This window comes from Geobacillus sp. CX412 (genome assembly GCF_027942335.1).
In the GTDB taxonomy this organism is placed as follows: Bacteria; Bacillota; Bacilli; order Bacillales; family Anoxybacillaceae; genus Parageobacillus_B; species Parageobacillus_B toebii.
Genome location: NZ_CP103461.1, coordinates 2,198,946 through 2,217,836 on the forward strand (window position 1 = coordinate 2,198,946; position 18,891 = coordinate 2,217,836).

Annotated in this window: 17 protein-coding genes and 1 pseudogene; 5 read left to right on the forward strand and 13 right to left on the reverse strand. The window is 45.0% G+C overall.

Going from position 1 to position 18,891, the window contains the following annotated elements; genetic code table 11:
- Window positions 1–43 precede the first annotated feature (43 nt).
- The 5 genes from NXM86_RS11435 to NXM86_RS11455 all read right to left on the reverse strand — a co-directional run bounded on the left by NXM86_RS11435 (window position 44) and on the right by NXM86_RS11455 (window position 5,058).
- A complete protein-coding gene (locus NXM86_RS11435) occupies window positions 44–1,225 on the reverse strand; it encodes an IS701 family transposase (RefSeq protein WP_081189990.1) in 1,182 nt (393 codons plus the stop codon).
- Between the two features lie 204 nt (window positions 1,226–1,429).
- Complete coding sequence (locus NXM86_RS11440) at window positions 1,430–2,119, reverse strand: ABC transporter ATP-binding protein (protein ID WP_171699323.1); 690 nt, start codon at window positions 2,117–2,119, stop codon at window positions 1,430–1,432.
- A gap of 2 nt (window positions 2,120–2,121) precedes the next feature.
- The gene (locus tag NXM86_RS11445; protein ID WP_171699322.1) at window positions 2,122–3,420 is read right to left on the reverse strand and encodes an ABC transporter permease; all 1,299 of its coding nucleotides are present in this window, start codon (window positions 3,418–3,420) and stop codon (window positions 2,122–2,124) included.
- Between the two features lie 13 nt (window positions 3,421–3,433).
- Complete coding sequence (locus NXM86_RS11450; protein ID WP_171699321.1) at window positions 3,434–4,552, reverse strand: ABC transporter permease; 1,119 nt, start codon at window positions 4,550–4,552, stop codon at window positions 3,434–3,436.
- A gap of 107 nt (window positions 4,553–4,659) precedes the next feature.
- Window positions 4,660–5,058 carry a hypothetical protein gene (locus tag NXM86_RS11455; RefSeq protein ID WP_041269417.1) on the reverse strand — a complete coding sequence of 133 codons (399 nt, stop codon included), beginning with the start codon at window positions 5,056–5,058 and terminating at the stop codon, window positions 4,660–4,662.
- A 588-nt stretch (window positions 5,059–5,646) separates the two neighbouring features.
- On the opposite strand from NXM86_RS11455, the gene NXM86_RS11460 reads away from it, so the two are divergent.
- The 4 genes from NXM86_RS11460 to NXM86_RS11475 are packed head-to-tail and all read left to right on the forward strand — an operon-like array spanning window position 5,647 to window position 6,718.
- On the forward strand, window positions 5,647–5,937 hold the full coding sequence (locus NXM86_RS11460) for a helix-turn-helix domain-containing protein (protein WP_235603737.1): 291 nt from the start codon (window positions 5,647–5,649) through the stop codon (window positions 5,935–5,937).
- Between the two features lie 6 nt (window positions 5,938–5,943).
- Complete coding sequence (locus NXM86_RS11465) at window positions 5,944–6,318, forward strand: winged helix-turn-helix domain-containing protein (RefSeq protein ID WP_318281994.1); 375 nt, start codon at window positions 5,944–5,946, stop codon at window positions 6,316–6,318.
- On the forward strand, window positions 6,222–6,548 hold the full coding sequence (locus tag NXM86_RS11470) for an IS630 family transposase (protein WP_498959034.1): 327 nt from the start codon (window positions 6,222–6,224) through the stop codon (window positions 6,546–6,548). Before NXM86_RS11465 ends, NXM86_RS11470 begins: the two co-directional genes overlap by 97 nt.
- A gap of 2 nt (window positions 6,549–6,550) precedes the next feature.
- On the forward strand, window positions 6,551–6,718 hold the full coding sequence (locus NXM86_RS11475) for an integrase (protein ID WP_089097370.1): 168 nt from the start codon (window positions 6,551–6,553) through the stop codon (window positions 6,716–6,718).
- A 424-nt stretch (window positions 6,719–7,142) separates the two neighbouring features.
- Here the strand turns inward: NXM86_RS11475 and NXM86_RS11480 are convergent, their stop codons facing one another.
- From NXM86_RS11480 to NXM86_RS11490, 3 genes are all read right to left on the reverse strand, one after another.
- Entirely contained in the window at window positions 7,143–7,658 is a 516-nt protein-coding gene (locus NXM86_RS11480) for a hypothetical protein (RefSeq protein ID WP_089097369.1), read from the reverse strand.
- The gene (locus NXM86_RS11485) at window positions 7,655–8,908 is read right to left on the reverse strand and encodes an AAA family ATPase (RefSeq protein ID WP_015863610.1); all 1,254 of its coding nucleotides are present in this window, start codon (window positions 8,906–8,908) and stop codon (window positions 7,655–7,657) included. Before NXM86_RS11485 ends, NXM86_RS11480 begins: the two co-directional genes overlap by 4 nt.
- 568 nt (window positions 8,909–9,476) lie before the next feature.
- Window positions 9,477–10,703: a YeeE/YedE family protein gene (locus tag NXM86_RS11490; RefSeq protein ID WP_089097368.1), complete on the reverse strand. Its 1,227-nt coding sequence runs from the start codon at window positions 10,701–10,703 to the stop codon at window positions 9,477–9,479.
- Between the two features lie 204 nt (window positions 10,704–10,907).
- Here NXM86_RS11490 and mscL point away from each other — a divergent pair.
- Window positions 10,908–11,303 (forward strand): annotated as a pseudogene (gene mscL / locus NXM86_RS11495) (large conductance mechanosensitive channel protein MscL).
- Between the two features lie 55 nt (window positions 11,304–11,358).
- Here the strand turns inward: mscL and NXM86_RS11500 are convergent.
- The 5 genes from NXM86_RS11500 to hutG form a co-directional block, all read right to left on the reverse strand.
- Entirely contained in the window at window positions 11,359–12,687 is a 1,329-nt protein-coding gene (locus tag NXM86_RS11500; RefSeq protein ID WP_089097366.1) for a YjiH family protein, read from the reverse strand.
- Between the two features lie 93 nt (window positions 12,688–12,780).
- Window positions 12,781–14,055 carry an imidazolonepropionase gene (hutI, locus tag NXM86_RS11505; protein WP_015863605.1) on the reverse strand — a complete coding sequence of 425 codons (1,275 nt, stop codon included), beginning with the start codon at window positions 14,053–14,055 and terminating at the stop codon, window positions 12,781–12,783.
- A gap of 18 nt (window positions 14,056–14,073) precedes the next feature.
- Window positions 14,074–15,732 carry a urocanate hydratase gene (hutU, locus tag NXM86_RS11510; protein WP_015863604.1) on the reverse strand — a complete coding sequence of 553 codons (1,659 nt, stop codon included), beginning with the start codon at window positions 15,730–15,732 and terminating at the stop codon, window positions 14,074–14,076.
- Window positions 15,733–16,030: 298 nt separating this feature from the next.
- On the reverse strand, window positions 16,031–17,509 hold the full coding sequence (locus tag NXM86_RS11515) for a helix-turn-helix domain-containing protein (RefSeq protein WP_171699316.1): 1,479 nt from the start codon (window positions 17,507–17,509) through the stop codon (window positions 16,031–16,033).
- Window positions 17,510–17,514: 5 nt separating this feature from the next.
- Window positions 17,515–18,492, reverse strand: a complete 978-nt coding sequence (hutG, locus tag NXM86_RS11520) for a formimidoylglutamase (protein ID WP_081189016.1) — start codon at window positions 18,490–18,492, stop codon at window positions 17,515–17,517.
- Window positions 18,493–18,891: the final 399 nt, after the last annotated feature.

Here is an 18,891-nt window from a genome sequence, read left to right on the forward strand (position 1 = left end):
ATTACAATAATTACCATGTAAAAAGAGACAAACGGAGTACCCCTTATGCCACATGAAGCTGTTTTTTAACGACATCAATGGGAATATCTTGTTTCGCTGCATCGTAAATAAACTCCACGAGGCTATGTCCTTTCTTCTTTCGAAGGAAGTCAAGCCCGGTAGAGAAATCGCTGTTGGATTCGACCATACTGTACACATAAGCGAGTTGCACCAAGATCCAATACCGTTTCACCGCCCGACGTTGACGAACGCGGTACCCATCGAGCTTCAGCTGGTCTTTCGCTTGTCGAAAAAAGCATTCGATCGACCAACGCTGGGCATAGTAGCGCAAGATCTCTTCATCGCTTAGCTCCCGGTCGGTGCTCAAGACGCAGTGAAGATGTTCAGGTGTCATCGGCTGATCGGCTTTCCAAGCCAACAACACAACGGCATCATCGAGACCTTTCAGCGCTCCCTCGTAGCGATACACGCGATAACGCTCTTCTCCCACCGTGACGAGATGGGTGTCTTCCGGTTCGATGTAGCGTGCAAACTGCTTGGCTTGGATCGCAATGCCTTTTGGATAGAGAACCCGATTCGTCTTGAGCATCGCAATGACGTGGAATCCTTTTTTCAGGCAGGCTTCCACGAGTGTTTTCGATGGGTACCAAGAATCCATCAGCACATAAACAGAACCGTGCACATCCAAAGAAGAAAGCATCTCGATGGCCCATTGACCCTTGCTTTTCCCATCCGCCTTGTCGTAGAGGCGAAACGCAAAGGGAAAGGCTTGCGTCATCGTATGAACCATGAGCCAGACGAGAGAGTGTCCCCAAATCGACTTTTTGTCCGCGTGAGAATAATGCCAATTACACCCTTCAATAGCGTGTTTCGCCTGTGACGAAGGCTTCGTTTTTCGGCAGATCGTATCATCGATCGAAACAAAAATGGGGTGATTCTCTCGCTTGGCCGTTCGTTCCACATGACGAAGCATCCACTGCTGGAGTTTGCGAAGCAAGATTTCTTCATCCCAAGGGCTTTTCGTGAAAAAATGGCTCAGTGTCGTTCGATGGTTGGGATGAAAGCTCTCGTGATGCAGATCGGTCAAGGTTCCCGCAAATCCTTTCGTTGTCAGCGCATCGATAATATGAATGAGATGCTTCATGACCGGCTTAGAGAAATAAAGGGCCAGCCCCAACATTGCGAAAAACTTGTCGATTCCTTGGTGATGTGGTAGTCTATTCATGAGACATGAACCTCCTTGAGAATGGTTTGGTGACACATCTATTCTAATCAAGGAATCGGGTTCATGTCTCCTTTTTTGTATGGATGTAAATTTATGTTAGTGAATTTGCTCATCTACAGTTATTATAGAAAAAAGCATAATACCATCCGCCAAGTATAATCGCTGTCATAATGACCGCAATGACAGGCCAAATTCCTCTTTTACTCATTGTCTTTCCCCTTTCGTGTCTGATTGGATTTGTCCATCGACAATTCGAACGATTCGTTTCGTATACGAAGCAACTTTTTCATCATGTGTGATGACAATAATGCATTTCCCTTCTTCGTTCATTTGGCAAAGAAGTTCCATCAGCCTTGCTCCGTTTTCTTGATCCAATGCACCTGTTGGTTCATCTGCGAGTATGATATCGGTTTCTGCCGCCATTGCGCGTGCAATGGCCACTCGCTGTTTTTGCCCTCCTGACAACTTCGAGACATTCTTTTTTCTTAAATCGGCAATACCAAGTTTCTCTAAATAATAATCCACTTTTTCTTTTATCTCCTTTTTACTTATATCCCGCTTAAACAGCGGAAGAGCGACATTCTCAAAAACGGTGAAGTTATGCATGAGAGCAAAATGCTGAAAGACAAAACTGATCGTTCTGTTTCGAATTTGGCTGAGTTCTTTATCACGCAATGTTGTTACATTAATTCCATCGAGACGATAAATGCCTTCCGTTGGCACATCCATACAGCCAATAATATTTAACAACGTAGATTTTCCTGATCCGGAAGGACCCATAATAGAAACGAATTCACCATTATGCACCGTTAAATCAATGCCTTTTAACGCAACGGTTGTGTACTCATCTTTCCCGTACTTTTTCGAAATCTTCTCCAACTCAATGAGAGCCATCGTTACTCTCTCCCTTCCACCAACTCCCGTAATTCCAGCTTTTTAATGTTCCATAATGGAATAATCGCTGAAAATAGTATAATGAATATAGCGATGATCGCTACTTTCCCATACAACCACCATGTAAAGGCCTCTAACCGGATGTTATAGCCTAAAAAATCATTATTGACTTCGGTAAAATAGCTGACGATTACACCGATGACGGCGGAAATTCCTGTAAGGAAAAACAGTTCCATGATCATCATGAACGAAATATCTCGTTTGCTCGCCCCTGTCACCATCATCACACCGAATTCATATTTTCGTGCACGAATCGATGAATTTGTTACAGAAATCACACCGATCAAGGTCACTATGAGAAAAAATGTTCCGATAGCTAAAGCATAATGATTGCTTTTACGGGTATTCTCTTGATAGGCATCAACATCTTTTCTAACAGTTTGCAAAACAGGAGAAATCCCTAATTCTTTTCCTTTTTTCATAATGGCTTCTTTAACGTCCTTAAATTGTTTTTCAGAATGAAGCTGGATGAACGTATTATGTAATCGCACGGCAACACTGATCGGTCGGCCCTCTCTTTGCTCTGGAAAAAAAGGAGCGACAAAAAAATGATCCAAGTTGTCAGCGGGACTGACAAAATAGTCATTTCCTGACAGCCATCTACTTCCCTTTTCAAGTATCCCGACTACTTCATACGTCACTTTAATGGTTTTTTCTCCTGCACCGGCTTCAGCTTTAAAACGGTCCCCGATGCGAAAAACATCACGATAATCGTATCCCACTAAAACAGGGATCACATCGTTGTTTTCTTTTTGGAAATCTGCTTCTTCTAACATTCTTCCCTTTATAACGACAAACTTTGTGAACAGGCGATATATATCATAATCGAAATAAATAATGCCTGAACTCTCAATATCATCTTCTCTTCTTGTCCCCGCATACAATTGCTTATTCCGCTGCTGATATTTTTGCCATTTGGGAAAATCTTGAGGTACGATGCTAGTTGTGTTAAATGATCCGTATCCTTGGATTTCTGGTAAACTTTTTATGTATGTTTCTAATTGCCGAAACCGCTCCGCAAACCACTGAGTATCATCCCCATCTGGCATCGTCAACTTCACTGTCTTATACTCATCCATCTTAGAGATGGAAAAAAGCTGTTTTTCTTGATAGTTGAGCGTATCTATGGTAATTAGCGCATAGTTAATCATCCAAAATGAGACGACAAGCTGGAGTGCCATCAACAAGATTGATAGTTTTCTTTTTACAATGGATGAAAAAGCAATCCTCGTATATTTCATCGTTCTACCGCCTTTATCTTCTATTCATCACATCAACAGGTTGTATTTTAATCGCTTTTATCGCCGGAATAATAATAGTTAGCACGGCTGAAAGCACAACAAATAGAACCGCTGTAGATAGATGGGTAATGGAAATATCGATAGGATAATCAATCCATTGTTCAATAACACGGTTGAATACCAGCTGTATCGTATATCCAATAATAACGGATGTACTGGAAATCAAACACATCTCCCAGAAAAGCATGGAAACAATATCATAATTACTATAACCAAACGCCTTTTTGATACCAATTTCATACGTTCTTTCTTGAATCCAATAAGAAGTAAGATTAATGGCATTCACAATGGCTAACAAATAAATCATTACCATCAACGAGAGTCGTTCACTTAGCTCAACATGGAACATTGTCTTACTCATGTAAGGCGAAACGTCCATTTGTGTGTCAGGAAACAACTGTTCCATATTGTTTCGAATAATTTTTTCATCCGGATACGTATCCTTAACCGGATTATGAATGGTCAAATGTAGCTGTTTCGTACTTGTTAATTTATTAATTGTATCAGCAGGAAGAGACGTCATTGGAATAACCACTTGATAATCAATCGCCCTTGTCTTTTTTCCTTTAACACCAATGATTCCAATTACTTTGTATTTGTCACGACCTGCCATGAGATATTGCTCGCTACCTTCGATAATAACGTCTTCCATTCTTTCTTTCCCAACAAGCGCTACTTTTTCTCCTCTTTTTATCTCTTTGATCGTAAAATACCGCCCTTGCGTTAAAGGAAAACGTTCTACCACTTCTTTTGTCCAATATTCCGGCGTAACCGCCATCATAGCATCACGATGGGGCAATGTCACATCTTCCAAAATAACCCCTGTCTGTGGATCGATACTTTCAAATAGTTCCAAGATGTGCTGCCAATTTGGTTCTTTGGCAAAGGTAATGTCTACGCTTACGGCATGCCGCGGTTGGTAATGCGCCTGTTCTTGCTCAAGAAGCTGAGAATAGTTAATACTGGAAATTCCTACTGAAATCATCAACACCGACAACGACAAACCTAACACAATAAAAAAAGTGGTAATGGGATGTGCTTTTAATTGATTTTTGATAGAATAGAAAATCACAGATACACCTTCTCTCATAGAAGCTAAGGCACTAATAGTCATTCAAAAAAAGAGCGAGCAAACATAAACGAGTAAATATACTCGTTTATGTTTGCCTAAAATTCCTATTAATCGTCTCTCAACGAACGAACAACAAGCTCTTTGTTTGTGCTTACATCATTAATAGAGTGTCTGCTTTGATACACATCAACTCCTGTCCAAGAATATGTTACCTGTGCCCATTTTTTATCTTCCTGATATTTATAACCTTGCATCTTACCATTTTTCCACATTTCTAATCTTACAGCTACTTTATAGCCACTCTTAGGATTTACAAATTTTGTTTCAGCTACTGCATTATCATTATCAAACCAGTTCCAATCGACATCCAGTTTATAACGAGCCTCTAGGTCTTTATACGTTAAAGTACCTGTTTGGGTTGCCGCATACACGTTAGCCCCTGCCAACAAAGTTAGGCCTATTCCTAAAGACATAGCAATTGTTTTTAGATTTTTATTCAATTTCATCACTCCCCCCTAAACTTTAAAAGTGAACGGCCGGTCGACTCACCCTTACTGTATCAAAATGAACAAGAAAAAACATCCGTATTTACCGCAAATTTGATTGCGGAAAATACCTATTTTTTCAGAAAATAATGACATAAATTGTAATATAGTGTAAAATTTTGATAAAAATATTGGTTGGAGGTAGATATTATGAACCAAAACTTATGGAATGTTCTGCAAACACTACTAGAAAAAGATTCCATTGGAACAACGGAACTTGCGTTAGCAAGGAGAAGTTAAACCCAGAAGTCTTCTCAGCATTAGTGGAGTCTCTGCAAGATGGATGGAGATCAACAGGTATCAGATAAATATTGTCGGAAGAAGCGAAATAAAGACTTTTTGCAAAATCATTTGTCCACTAACTGCATGTTTCACCCATGAGTGGCAAAACGCTTGTAATGGACAATGGAGAGACTTGCATTGGTCATAGAGTATTATTTGTCCCTTGTAAGACTATATAAATTCGGTTTGAAATTCCGACACGTTTAATCAACCTGTATTCTTGTCTATACTGCTCCTAAACGAGTAAAAAAAGGAGCGGATTAATCAATGAAGAAAAAAGGATTACAAATTACGAACGATCACGGTTGGACGATCGAACGTCTTCAAGAACAGGAACGCAGAATGAAAAATGCCAACATAGCGAAACGAATTGCAGCGATTCGTCTCATGATGCAAGGCTACTTAGGAATCCAAGCCGCTGAGCTGTTGAACCTCCATCGCGAAACCGTTTCGATTTACGTGCAAAAGTTTAATCAAGGTGGGATGGAGGCGTTATTAGAACATCGATACGCCCCGGGCAGAAAGCCGTATCTGTCTCCGGACGAAGAACGCGAATGAAGAAAGATGCTGGAAGAAAGCACTCCTGCCGATGAAGGATACGGCATTGAAACGGGCTGGAATACCCGGATTATTCAACAGGTGTTAGAAGAGAAATTTTCTGTCACCATGTCCCGTGGCGGTATTGGTGATATGCTTCATCGATGGGAATTTCGCTATACACGCCCTGCGTATACCCTCAAACGGGCCAATCCACAAAAACAAAAAGAGTTTCAACAGGAGATGGAACTCATAAAAAAAACTTGTCCGACAACATGGTCATCATCTATGAAGATGAAAGCCATATTCGGGATTACCAAACTCTACGGGCCACATGGAGTGTTAAAGGGCGCCAAAAACAAATCCCTGCGTATGGACATCACGCAACAGTCAGCTTATTAGGCGGTGTGACTATCGAAACGGGGGAATTTCACTGTATGGAAACCAATCCATGCAATGCACAGGCTTTTCTGCAATTTCTCCAATACACCTTGGGCCAGTATCCGGATAAACATGCCGTGATGGTCTTGGATAACGCAAAAATTCATCATGCGAACATTCTGCAGCCTTTTTTATGTGAGAATGAAGAACAGTTAACTCTTGTGTTCTTGCCGCCGTATCACCGAATTTAAATTTGGTCGAACGGATTTGGGGATGGCTGAAAGAGAGCGTGATTGCCAATCGGTTTCATGCCAATCGAAAAGAGTTGCGGGAATCGATTGTTTCGTTCTTGGAGCATCTCGCTCAATTTCCAGAAAAAGTGCTCCCACGCATCGGACAGGTAATTATGTCGGAAAATTAATCTGAAACTATAAAGATCGCGCATCGCCATTTGGAATGCTCCTTTAAAAGCTGTTTCTGCTATTATGATAAACTAGTAATTTTTACCTTATATTTTACAAAAATAACGACGAAACGTCTAATAATTCTTAAAAAAGAGTGATGCAAAAAGCCTATTGGATACATCCATAAAAAACACCACCTCTGCAGCACAACAACATGCATGGGATGGTGGACGTAATCGCTTCCCTTTTCTGTTTAATAATCGAATAACAAAAAAATTTGCTTTTCCCTCCCTCGTTGTCCATCAATATGTATCTGCCTTAATAATAAAGTCTATTTGTGAACGCAGGCTTGCACTGAGGGTGATTTGTGAAAATGTTCATATTTTATTTAGGCGAAATGACAACGGAAGGAATCGATAGAGGAAAACAGGATTTTTCTTTTTATGATCTTCGTCTCCTTGGCACTCTTGTTGGTTTTGCTGGTTCATATGCTTTTAGCCCTTCGTCGCCGGTAAGAATTTCGACTTCCCATCCATTCACTCTTGCGTAGTATTCAGCCACTGTTTTAATCGTTGCATCCCCAATCGATAAACGCTCAGACGCTTGCTTTGGCCATTCGGAAATGAGTTTATGCAATTCATCAGCTGTCCATAACTCTGCTTGCTCGGAAAATTGCGCCCAAGGAGACTCTTTGTCTAACGCCTTTTGTATAATGTGAACAAGCTTTTTCGCGCATTCATATCGTTCTTTTGCTGCTTGGGCAATATGGTTGCCTGTTTCAATGATCGTTGCCAGCGGAAGGACAAACGGTGCCCCACGTTTCTCTTCTTCCGTCAAAAGCTCGTTCACACGCCTGTAGTCCCAAATGTTCCCTTGCGCGCCGCATGTTTCTTTGCCGGGAACTTGCAACCAGCAGCATAAAATCGACGTATCAATGACAAGGATTTTTCGCTTCACCGCTCCTCACTTCCTTGCCACGACAGCGTTTCTTCGATTTCTCCTTCTGCTACTAGCTTGCCAATCGATCCACCTGCAAGAAGCTTCGGCAACGATTGAATATCTTCTAATGGTGTCAATTCACTTGCCCCGTCCTCCATCGAACGATGTGCAACAATAATAAACGGGATCATTTCTGGCCCTAACTCATCGAGTAACGCTGGATTGTGTGTTGTCATTAAAATATCAATTTGTCGATCGGTGCCAATTTCATTTAACATATCAATTAAAATTCCCGCACGGGAAGGGTGTAGGCCATTATCAATTTCTTCGATCACAATAAGACTTCCTTTCGGACGGGTCAATAATGCCGTCAAAATTCCGATAAAACGTAGCGTGCCATCCGACATGCCGCGCGCATCGACAATCAACTTTTTGTCGCTTCCCGGCCATTGCTCTTCACAGTACAGCATCGCATCTGTTTTAAAACGGCCGACCGGCTCCGCCCAAACTCGCTGGACATCTCCTTCCGGAAGGCGGGAGACGTATTTTGAAAGCAATTTTTCCATTTGTTTCTTTTCTTCTTTCGGCAATGCCGCCAGCACTCCTGCTACATTAGAGGCATTGCTCGCAAGGCGGTTGGAAAACGGTTTATAATCACGCATCAAAGCAGGAGCGGGATCTAATATAAAAACATTTTCCAATGTATGCACAACAAGTTGTATAGCTTCATCCACTTCAGGATGTGTTTCTTGGTTTTTTAATTGGCTAATAACCGATACAGAACGTTTGAACGGTTTCTTTTTTGGGCGTCTTCCATTATAAACTGAAGCAGCAACCGTCGGGCTGTCTTCCTCTGCTGTAGCAGTGAATAATTTTGTCCGTTTGTTCATTTTTCTATCTATTTTCACTAATGACTCTGAAACAAGCTCCACATCGGATTTTGTACTCACTTCAATGCTATAATGATAGTCTGTTTCTTCATCGCCTTCGATGACCGCTTCTAATGTAAAAGAAGAATGTGGATGCTTAGCAGCCCATTCAACACCACCGCGTATCGCTTGAATATTCGCTTCTAAAAGAAGAGCAGAATCTCCCGATAAAATCGTCTGTAGCTCTTTTCCTTGTACCACTCGGCTCAAAAAAGCGATACCGTCCAACGCATTCGATTTTCCGCTTGCATTCGTTCCAATCAAAACTGTTAACGGATCAATGTATAATGTTGCATTAGAAAAACTTTTCCAATTTTTGTAATGAACTTCTTTCAACATTCGATCACTTCCTAATCAAACTTCCATTTATCAAGTAGGTAATCCAGAAAAATCATTGTCTAATAAAAAACACTTATAATTAGGAACGATCCATACTTACAACCTAATTACAAGAAAGGTTTTATTGAAAATTATACCATATTTCGAGTATTATTAAAAGAGATAGGTTGTCTCCTGCTCCTTTCCTATTTCCTATATATATTTAAACAAGGTGCGATGCGTTGCATAAACAACAGCAAGCTGTACAAAATGTTGACTCGCTAGGAATAATGGAGTTAATATTAGTACCGCTAGTTAATGCATAGTAGAGAAAATCTGCAAAAAATCTCATCCACGGGATATCGGCAAAAAGAAACCGGCTTCCTCCTTGCACACTACCGAGGAGGAAGCCAGTTTTTTCGATAATAAACAGCACAAGAAGATCGTCAATGCTCTCCCTATACGTTTTCTAACTGCAAATCATGCGATACGTAATTTTTCTTCGTTCATCTAGAAAACAGATCGAAAACCGCAAAAGCTGATTTAAAAAAGAGAAAGCGCCCTCGCGCTTTCTCTTTTCCGTCCTTTTTCAGTTTTTATACGCACAATATGGACGCAGTTTGACGCCGATGATGCTGCCGAGAAAGGCAAACACGAACCAGATCCAGCCGTGGACGCTGAAGGAAGCGATGCCGCTGAAGTAAGCGCCGATGTTGCAGCCGAACGCAAGACGAGTGCCGTAACCCATCATCAATCCGCCGATAAGTGCGCCGATCGTCATGCGCGATGGGCGCTTCCATTGAATCGGTTTTGCGTATCGTCCCGCAAAGGCCGCGGCTAATAGCGCGCCGAACATCAAGCTAATATCCATTACTGTTGTTGTGTCTTGATATAACGGGCTTTTTAGCGCCTTTAATTTCGCTGGATCCTGCCAATATGCCCACTCGGTTGGATCGACGCCAAACAATTGCACGAATTTCGCTCCCCAAAGAGCGAACGCGGAGGTAATGCCCCACGGTTTGCCGTTGATCATTAATACAAGAGCATTCATAACGGCGAGTAAAAGCGCGCCGACAAGAAGCGACCATGGTCCTTTATAAATTGCTTTCCAGCCGTTTTTGTTTTCGGTTTTCGCTGAAATCAGCTTTCCGTGACGGCGTTTTTCGATAACGGTCACGACGTAATAAACGAACGCCAATAGCACAAGTTGAAGGAGAAAGCCTCCGACAGCGCCAAGTTGATGAATGAGTGAAATTGGCGCAAAATGCGGTGTATTCATCCAAAAATCAAAATGAGTCGTCGCAATAACAGAACCGGCGATAAAACCGATTAGTGTCACAATTCCGTTCGTATCTCCGCCGCCGATATGGTAAAGCGTCCCTGAAGCACATCCGTCGCCAAGCTGCATGCCGATTCCGAAAATAAACGCGCCGACAATGACAGAAATGCCGACATCATGAACGTTTCCCGCAACCGGATGACCAAATATCGACCCTTTCAACAATAGCGGCATGAAGAAAATGCTTGCTACTAACATCATAATCATTTGTGCGCGAATGCCTTCACCTTCACGATACAAAATGAATTTGCGCCAAGCGGTCGTAAAGCCAAAACGAGCTTGATATAACACGAAACCACCAAAAGCTCCTAACACATATAAAAGCGCTTGTTGCCAAGAAACGCGACTATATAAAAACAAAGCACCACCGATTAATGCGACTAACGCTACGGCGATAATAAACGAAGTCGGATTTTTCGGGGCGTTCGTTTCTTGTTTTACTTGTATATTCGTTTGTTTTTTCACAACAATATCCAACTTATCTTCCCCCTTTACTTTGATAAATTAATAATACAATAAATTTGATGGATTTTCTAGGGCTTTTGTTTGTAAGTTTCAACGGTCAATAATGCTATACAAATTAATTTGTTATTTTATTCCAATAAATCAAAATGACTAGAATCTGATCAAACTGATATGTTATATTTCTTTGTACGTGAAATTCAAATACAGGGTGATTTTATGTGGAAAGAATTTAAAGAATTTGCCATGCGAGGAAATGTCGTGGACTTAGCCGTCGGGGTCATTATCGGCGGCGCGTTTGGCAAAATCGTTTCCTCCCTTGTCAATGACATCCTGATGCCGCTTGTTGGCTTGTTGCTGGGCGGTGTTGATTTTAGCGGACTGTAGTGGAAATTTGGCAAGGCCGTGGTGAAATATGGCATGTTTATCCAAACCGTCGTTGATTTTTTCATTATCTCCTTTTCGATTTTCGTTTTTGTCAAAGTGTTGAATAAGCTGTACTGGCACAATAAAAAGGAAGAAGAAATCAAAGATACGGCGCCGACTTTAACGAAGGAAGAGGAACTGTTGATGGAAATCCGCGATTTGTTGAAACAGCAGCGGGAAACGCGATAAGGGAATAAAATGGAAAGAGCCTGCCCGAGATGAATGGACAGGCTCTTTTTTATCTTCACAGCAGCAAATACGCGATCGGCGTAGCGATTATAAGCGTCAAAATCGTCCGCTCGGCCCAAATGACTAATAGCTTTGGAATACTGATCGGGATTTCCGTTGCCAAAATACAAGGAATAACAGCGGAAAAGAACAAAATGGCGGAAATCGAAACGACCGCGATGATGAATTTAGTGACGAGAGGTGCTTCCGTTACAAGCAAGGCTGGCAAAAACATTTCCGCAATCTCGATCGCTGATGCTTTGGCAGCAAGCAATGGCTCCGGAATTTGCAATAGAAGGGTAAATGGATAGAAAAGATAGCCGAGCCAATCAAACAGAGGCGTATATTCAGCAAGCAGCAGCCCAATCAGTCCGACCGACATGATCGACGGCAAAATGCTCATCGTCATGATAAAACCATCTCTGAAGTTTTCCCACACATTCGTCCAAAGCCCTTTCGAATGCTGCACCGCTTTCATCGCTTCTGACCATGCTTCTTTCAAGTAATTTCCCGTAACTTTTTCCTCAGGGTCACCTTTGCCATCATAATAGTCATCGCTCATTTTGCTTAGCGGCCATAACCGGACGGTAATAGCCGTAACCACAAAAGTTACAAAAAACGTCACCCAAAAATACGTATTCCATATGTTCATCAACCCCAGCGTTTTCGCCACAACGACCATGAACGTCACCGATACGGTCGAAAAGCCGGTGGCAATTATGGCCGCTTCTTTAATCGTGTATTTTCCTTCTTTAAATACTTTGTTCGTAATGAGCAGGCCAAGTGAGTAACTTCCGACAAACGACGCAACGGCATCAATCGCCGAGCGTCCTGGCGTTTTCCAAATCGGCCGCATCACTGGTTGCATCAAAACTCCGACAAATTCCAAAAGCCCGTATCCGACTAAAAGGGCGAGGAAAATGGAACCGATCGGCACTAACAGACCAACGGAGATGACGAGTTTATCGTACAAAAACGGTCCCATGTCCGGTTTGAACAGCCAAGATGGACCGATTTTAAACATTAACATTATCGCTACCATCAGTCCTAATACTTTTAACAAGGAAAAAACGATCGCAACCACATCTTTGTTCCACGTTTTAGTGTAAAACGGATATACAGCGCCTAAAGCAATCACGATGAGCGCGTAATACGGTACAAGCGCCGGAAACTGCATACGTATCCATGAGACGATATGGTCAAGCATAATCGAGGACGTCTCCCCAATTTGGACGGGAACGAAAAACATGAAAATGCCAATCGCGCTGTAAATGAAAAACTTCCAAGCCTGACCAGTGGAAGTTTGTACCGGCAGCGAAGGCTGTTTGCTTGTATTTACTTTCATTTTCCCCACCACCTTGTTTTCATTTGTTTAAAAATTCAGTCTTTTATGGTTAAAAAGCACGCGCTAGAAGCGCGTGCTTTTGGTTGCCAACGCCTAGTAGCAAAGCCTCCCGCTTTTCACCACCACCCGGCCGTTTTTCACGACCGTATCGGTATGGTTCATGCCGTAATGGTAGATGAGCTGCATATAATTCGGGACATCGAAAAGGACCAAATCGGCTTTTTTCCCGACTTCAATGCTTCCGATTTCGTGGCCGCGGTTGATCGCGTGCGCGGCGTTGATCGTGACGGCCGCCAGCGCTTCGGCAGGGGTCATGCCCATCTGCAGGCAGCCGAGGTTCATGATCAGCGGGAGCGATACGGTTGGCGAGGAGCCGGGATTGCAGTCGGTGGAAAGCGCGACCGCTGCGCCGGCGTCGATGATCTTGCGGGCATTGGCGGCCTTGGTCATCAGGAAAAACGCCGTGCCCGGCAGCAGCACCGCAATCACTCCTTTTTCCGCCATGCGGCGAATGCCTTCGTCCGAAGCGCGTAGGAGATGGTCGGCGGAAACCGCCCCGACTTCCGCGGCCAGCTCCGCGCCGCCGTATGGCTCGATTTCATCGGCATGAATTTTCGGCATCAGCCCGTACGCTTTTCCTGCCTCTAAAATGATTCTTGCCTGTTCTGGAGTGAACACGCCGCGTTCGCAAAAGACATCATTGAATTCGGCAAGCCCGAGCTCGCTTACTTTCGGAATCATCTCTTCAACGATGACGCGGACAAAGCCGTCAGGATTGTCTTTCCACTCGGCGGGTACGGCATGCGCTCCCATAAACGTGGACACGACATCGACGGGATGGGTTTCATCGAGCTGTTTCGCCACCGTCAGCTGTTTGACTTCGTGCTCAATACTCAAGCCATAGCCGCTTTTCGCCTCCACGGTCGTGACGCCGTGAAGCAAAAACTGATCGAGCCGCCGCTTGCTTTCTTCATACAATGTTTCTTTCGATGCTTCCCGAGTTGCTTTTGTCGTCGCGTGAATACCGCCGCCGGCGTTCATTATTTCCATGTACGTCGCCCCGCTAAGACGCATCGCGAATTCGCTTTCGCGGCTTCCCGCATATACGAAATGCGTGTGCGGATCGACAAGCCCCGGTGTCACCGTTTTCCCTGTCGCATCGACGATCTCCGCTTCCGCGATTCGCTCTTGAAATTGCTGCGAAAGCTCCTCGTCCGTTCCAACAGCGGCAATTTTTCCATCTTCTACCCAGACGCTGCCATTTTCAATGATATGAAGTTCGTTCATTTTCTCCTTCACAAGCGGGGCCGTGGAGCTGCCGGCCAGTGTCACGAGCTGGCTGGCGTTGCGGATAAACAGTGGGCGCATGCGCCTTCCTCCTTTCGTTTATTTCAGCATCGGCATATGGATGCCTTTTTCTTTCGCCGTTTTGATAGCGAGTTCATAGCCAGCATCAGCGTGGCGGACAACGCCAAGGCCCGGGTCGGTCGTCAAGACGCGCTCGAGCCGTTTTTCCGCTTCTTTCGTGCCATCGGCGACAATGACCATTCCCGCATGAATCGAATAGCCCATGCCGACGCCGCCGCCATGGTGCACCGATACCCAGCTTGCACCGCCAACCGCGTTAAGAAGCGCGTTTAAAATCGGCCAGTCGGCGATCGCGTCACTGCCGTCTTTCATTCCTTCCGTTTCGCGGTTTGGCGAGGCGACAGAACCGGAATCCAAATGATCGCGGCCGATGACGATCGGCGCTTTCAGCTCGCCTTTCGCCACCATGTCGTTAATGATTTTGCCAAATTTCGCCCGTTCGCCGTAGCCGAGCCAGCAGATGCGCGCCGGCAGCCCTTGAAACTGGATTTTTTCCCGCGCCATGCGGATCCAGTTGCACAAATGCTGGTTGTCGCTGAATTCGCGCAAAATGACTTCATCGGTTTTGTAGATGTCTTCCGGATCCCCTGACAGGGCCACCCAGCGGAACGGCCCTTTCCCTTCGCAAAAGAGCGGACGGATGTAGGCGGGAACAAAACCTGGAAAATTAAACGCCTCTTCCACTCCTTCATCTTTCGCGACTTGGCGGATATTGTTGCCGTAATCGAATGTCACTGAGCCTTGTTTCTGCATGGCGAGCATCGCTTTGACATGTTCGGCGATCGATTGTTTGGCGCGGCGGATATACTGCTTCGGATCGCGCTGGCGCAGCTCAGCCGCTTCCTCGAGCGTCATGCCCGCCGGAATGTAGCCGTTAAGCGGATCGTGGGCGGACGTCTGGTCTGTCAACACGTCCGGAATAAAGCCGATTTCGATCATTTTCGGCAGCACTTCTGCCGCGTTGCCAAGCAGGCCGATCGATAGCGCTTTTCCTTCTTCCTTCGCCCTTTTCGCCATCTGGATCGCCACATCGAGACGATCGGTCATCGTGTCTAAATATTTCGTGTCAATGCGGCGCTGGATGCGGGCTGGGTCCACTTCGACGGCAATGCAGACACCGCCGTTTAACGTGACGGCGAGCGGCTGTGCTCCCCCCATGCCGCCAAGACCTGCCGTCACCGTAATTGTTCCTTTTAGCGTGCCGCCATAGTGCTGACGCGCCACCTCGGCAAACGTTTCGTACGTGCCTTGCACGATGCCTTGGCTGCCAATGTAAATCCAGCTTCCTGCCGTCATTTGGCCATACATGATTAATCCTTTTTTATCAAGTTCGTGGAAATGATCCCACGTCGCCCAAGCAGGCACAAGATTCGAGTTGGCGATTAACACCCTTGGCGCATCCGTGTGCGTTTTAAATACCGCGACTGGCTTTCCTGACTGAATGAGCAGCGTTTCATCGTTTTCTAAGTTTAATAGCGTTTCGACAATCGCCCCGTAGCACTCCCAATTGCGCGCCGCTTTGCCGATGCCGCCGTAGACAACCAAATCTTCCGGGCGCTCCGCCACCTCTGGATGTAAGTTGTTGTTCAGCATTCGTAACGCGGCCTCTTGAATCCAGCCTTTCGCATGCAAAGTAGAACCGGTGTATGCTTGCACTGGCCGGTGTTTCGTTACCATCGTGATCCCCTCCATTTTCCTTTGTTTTTAACCAATAAAACTTGTCAGCTTGCCGTTAGGATGAATGAATGTCGAATAAGAGACGTTTTTCGCCGTCTCGATGGTCCGACTTAATCATTATTCTTTTTATTTATCAAGAATTATAAAATGAAAGCGGTTTCTGATATATGCACCCCATTTTTGAAATCGTATACAAACTTTTGAATTTCTTCCCCAATGGTGAAATGAAATGGCCATCTTGCATCATTTTCTTTAGATTTTTTTTATTTTTTTAGATTTATAAAAAAGAACCGCTCGATCATTGCGGTTCTTTGCGCTGTTCATCGCGGTATTCGGTTGGCGTCCTCTTTGTTTCTTCTTTAAACACGCGTGTAAAATAGTGCGAGGTGCGAAAGCCGGTTTGATAGGCAATTTCTTTAATGGACAGCTCCGTTTGGGCAAGCAGGCGCTTTGCTTCCTTTATTCTCGTTTGCGTCAGCAGCTTACGAAATGAGATACCGTATTTTTTCATTAACAAATGGCTGTAATACGCTGGACTTCTGCCGACAGCCGCAGCCACTTTTTCAAGCGTTAAATCGGGATTGCGAAAATATTCTTCAATATAGCGAATCCCTTTTTCAATCACATCGGCGCGCGCCTGCTCTTCCGCCTCTTTCGCGCGATCGAGAAGCCCATAGAGGAAAAGAAGCATTTCCTGCACAATGCGGTATAAGACGCGATTGTATAAAATCTCATGAAAAATGCGCATATAGTCGCGTTCCGTCTCGCCACGATCAAGGTGATACGTTTTCATAAAGCGGCGGATTTGCGCCAATATGCTCGTCAGCCTTGTCCGCACCATTTCCGGGTTGGGAAACGGCGTCGGCATATGCAAAAATTCACGCTGCATCCACGTTTTGATGGCCTGCTTGTCAAACCGATGCAGCATGTCAATCCATTTCCGCTGCTCTTCCGGCGTTAGAAACGGGTCGAGTTCCTTCCAGCGTTCATATTCAGGAGCGGGGGCAATCACCTGGCGGTACCCGATAAAAAATGTCGTTTCCAATAAGCGGCGCGCCGTTTGATATTGCGCACGCACCGTTTGACCGCCATCAGGCGGCAGCGCAACGACCGCCAAAGGCTCCGTGCACTCCGCCTCCCAGTCGCGCAGCAGCTTCCATGCCTCTTCTTTCATATCGCCCGATACACCGGAAAGCAAACAGACGACCATATTCGACAGCGGCAGCACGCGAGTCGGATAACGAAACGGATATTGCGTTAAAAAGGAAACAATGTCCCGCCATTTATTTGGATTTTCTGTTTGCAGGAGCAATAGCGCCACATCTGCCGCTTCTACCTCTTCGGAAAAGAGCGAACGGTACGAATAGCGTTCCGCATCGTTGGAATGGAGCGGATGAAGGCGTTCTTGACGGACGAAGGAAGACACTGCTTTTTGAAGGCACTGCTTCAGCTTGGCTGGCTCGAACGGTTTGACGAGCAAATCGACACACTGCCATTCAATCGCCTGTTTCGCTCGGGCAAACGTTGCCTCGGCCGTAACGGCAATCACTTTTTGGCAAAACAGCCGCACGTATTTCGTCATTTCCTTCCAATCGTCATGGGAAACCATGTCCAATTCGATATATAGCAGCTCCGGTGTTTCCTTTTCTAATATTCTCATTGTCCGCTCGACGGTATTGGCGGTATAGACGTGATGAATGGGCAGCGAATAGGCGGAAACAAGCCAGCGGATCGCCGCGCTCTCATTTTCATCCCGCTCCGCAATCAATAGTTTCATCGGCTTCACCGACCTGTCGCCGCTCGCTGGCGGCGGTGGAAATGAACGAGCGCTTCCATGCAGAAGGCGGCCGCTAACGCAATCGTTTTTCGATTTTCATCGACAAGCGGATTCACTTCACAAATATCGAAACTGATCGTTTGTGGCTTGGAAATAATATAACGAAGCAGGGCGCGGACGATTTTCGGATCAAGCCCGAACGGCGAAGGCGCGCTCACTCCCGGTGCCGCGCTTGCACTCAACACATCCATGCAAAGCGTCAGCATCAGTACATCATAGTTTTTGATAAAATCGTCAATGATCTCATACGCGCGCTCTAGCGTTGCCAACGTCAATTCTTCCTCAAGCGCGTACGTGCATCCATATCGATTAGCGGTTTCAAATAACGCCGCCGTGTTGCCTAGCGGTTGAATGCCGAGGCAGCAGTATCCCACGTTTCCATCTTCATCTAATATTTGCCGAAACATTGTCCCCGACGATGGCCCTTGTTCATATGGGCGCATGTCAAAATGAGCGTCAATATTGATAATGCCAAGCTTCGTTTCCGAACCGACCGCCTGACGAACACCGAGATAATGCCCGTACGCGGTTTCATGTCCGCCGCCGATGACAACCGGCGTGATGTTATGGCAGATAAGGCGCTCTACCGCCTGGCCCAAATGTTTCTGGCTGTTTTCTAACTCTCCCCCTTCACAAGTAATTTCGCCCACATCGTAAAGTATTGTGTGAGACGGCAGGTGCCATGGCAGGTTCGCCAGCGCTTTTTTCACTTCCACCGGCGCGTGATACGCTCCTTGCCGTCCTTGATTGCGGCGGACTCCTTCATCACATTGAAAGCCTAATAAAGCAAATGCATTTTCTGCCTGCGTCTGTATTTGTCCTATATCAAGCAGACGAATTTTTTGATGGACGCGAAAACTTTTCTCATCGCTTTCGCTGTCGATCCGTCCCGTCCATTTCTCCTTGTCCGGCTGTTTGTACATAAAACGAGAACCTCCCTACTTTCTTTATGCTTTTGCACGACACCAACGTCCTGAATTAGTCATCGCGTTGATTCATCTATATCGGGATCTGATCCTTATCCCCGTCTCGTAAATGATGTCCCTTCTTCCTCTTTCTCTCCCACTTCCCTTATTTCCTTCTTGTTTTGCCGCCTATTTTTAGTGTTCTTTATACGAAAATAATAGGATTGTTTCTAATAACTAGTGAACTTATCATTATTACCATTCGTTTTGCCATTGCCGAAATCAAACCGCGCCATTCTTTTTCCCATCACAAATACAAAGCAATCCACGAGCTTCACTGTGTCGGGTCAACGAAAATGGGATCAAAACGCATAATTTTTTATTCATGAATATTGCGCAGCCCCTTAACGATAAAAA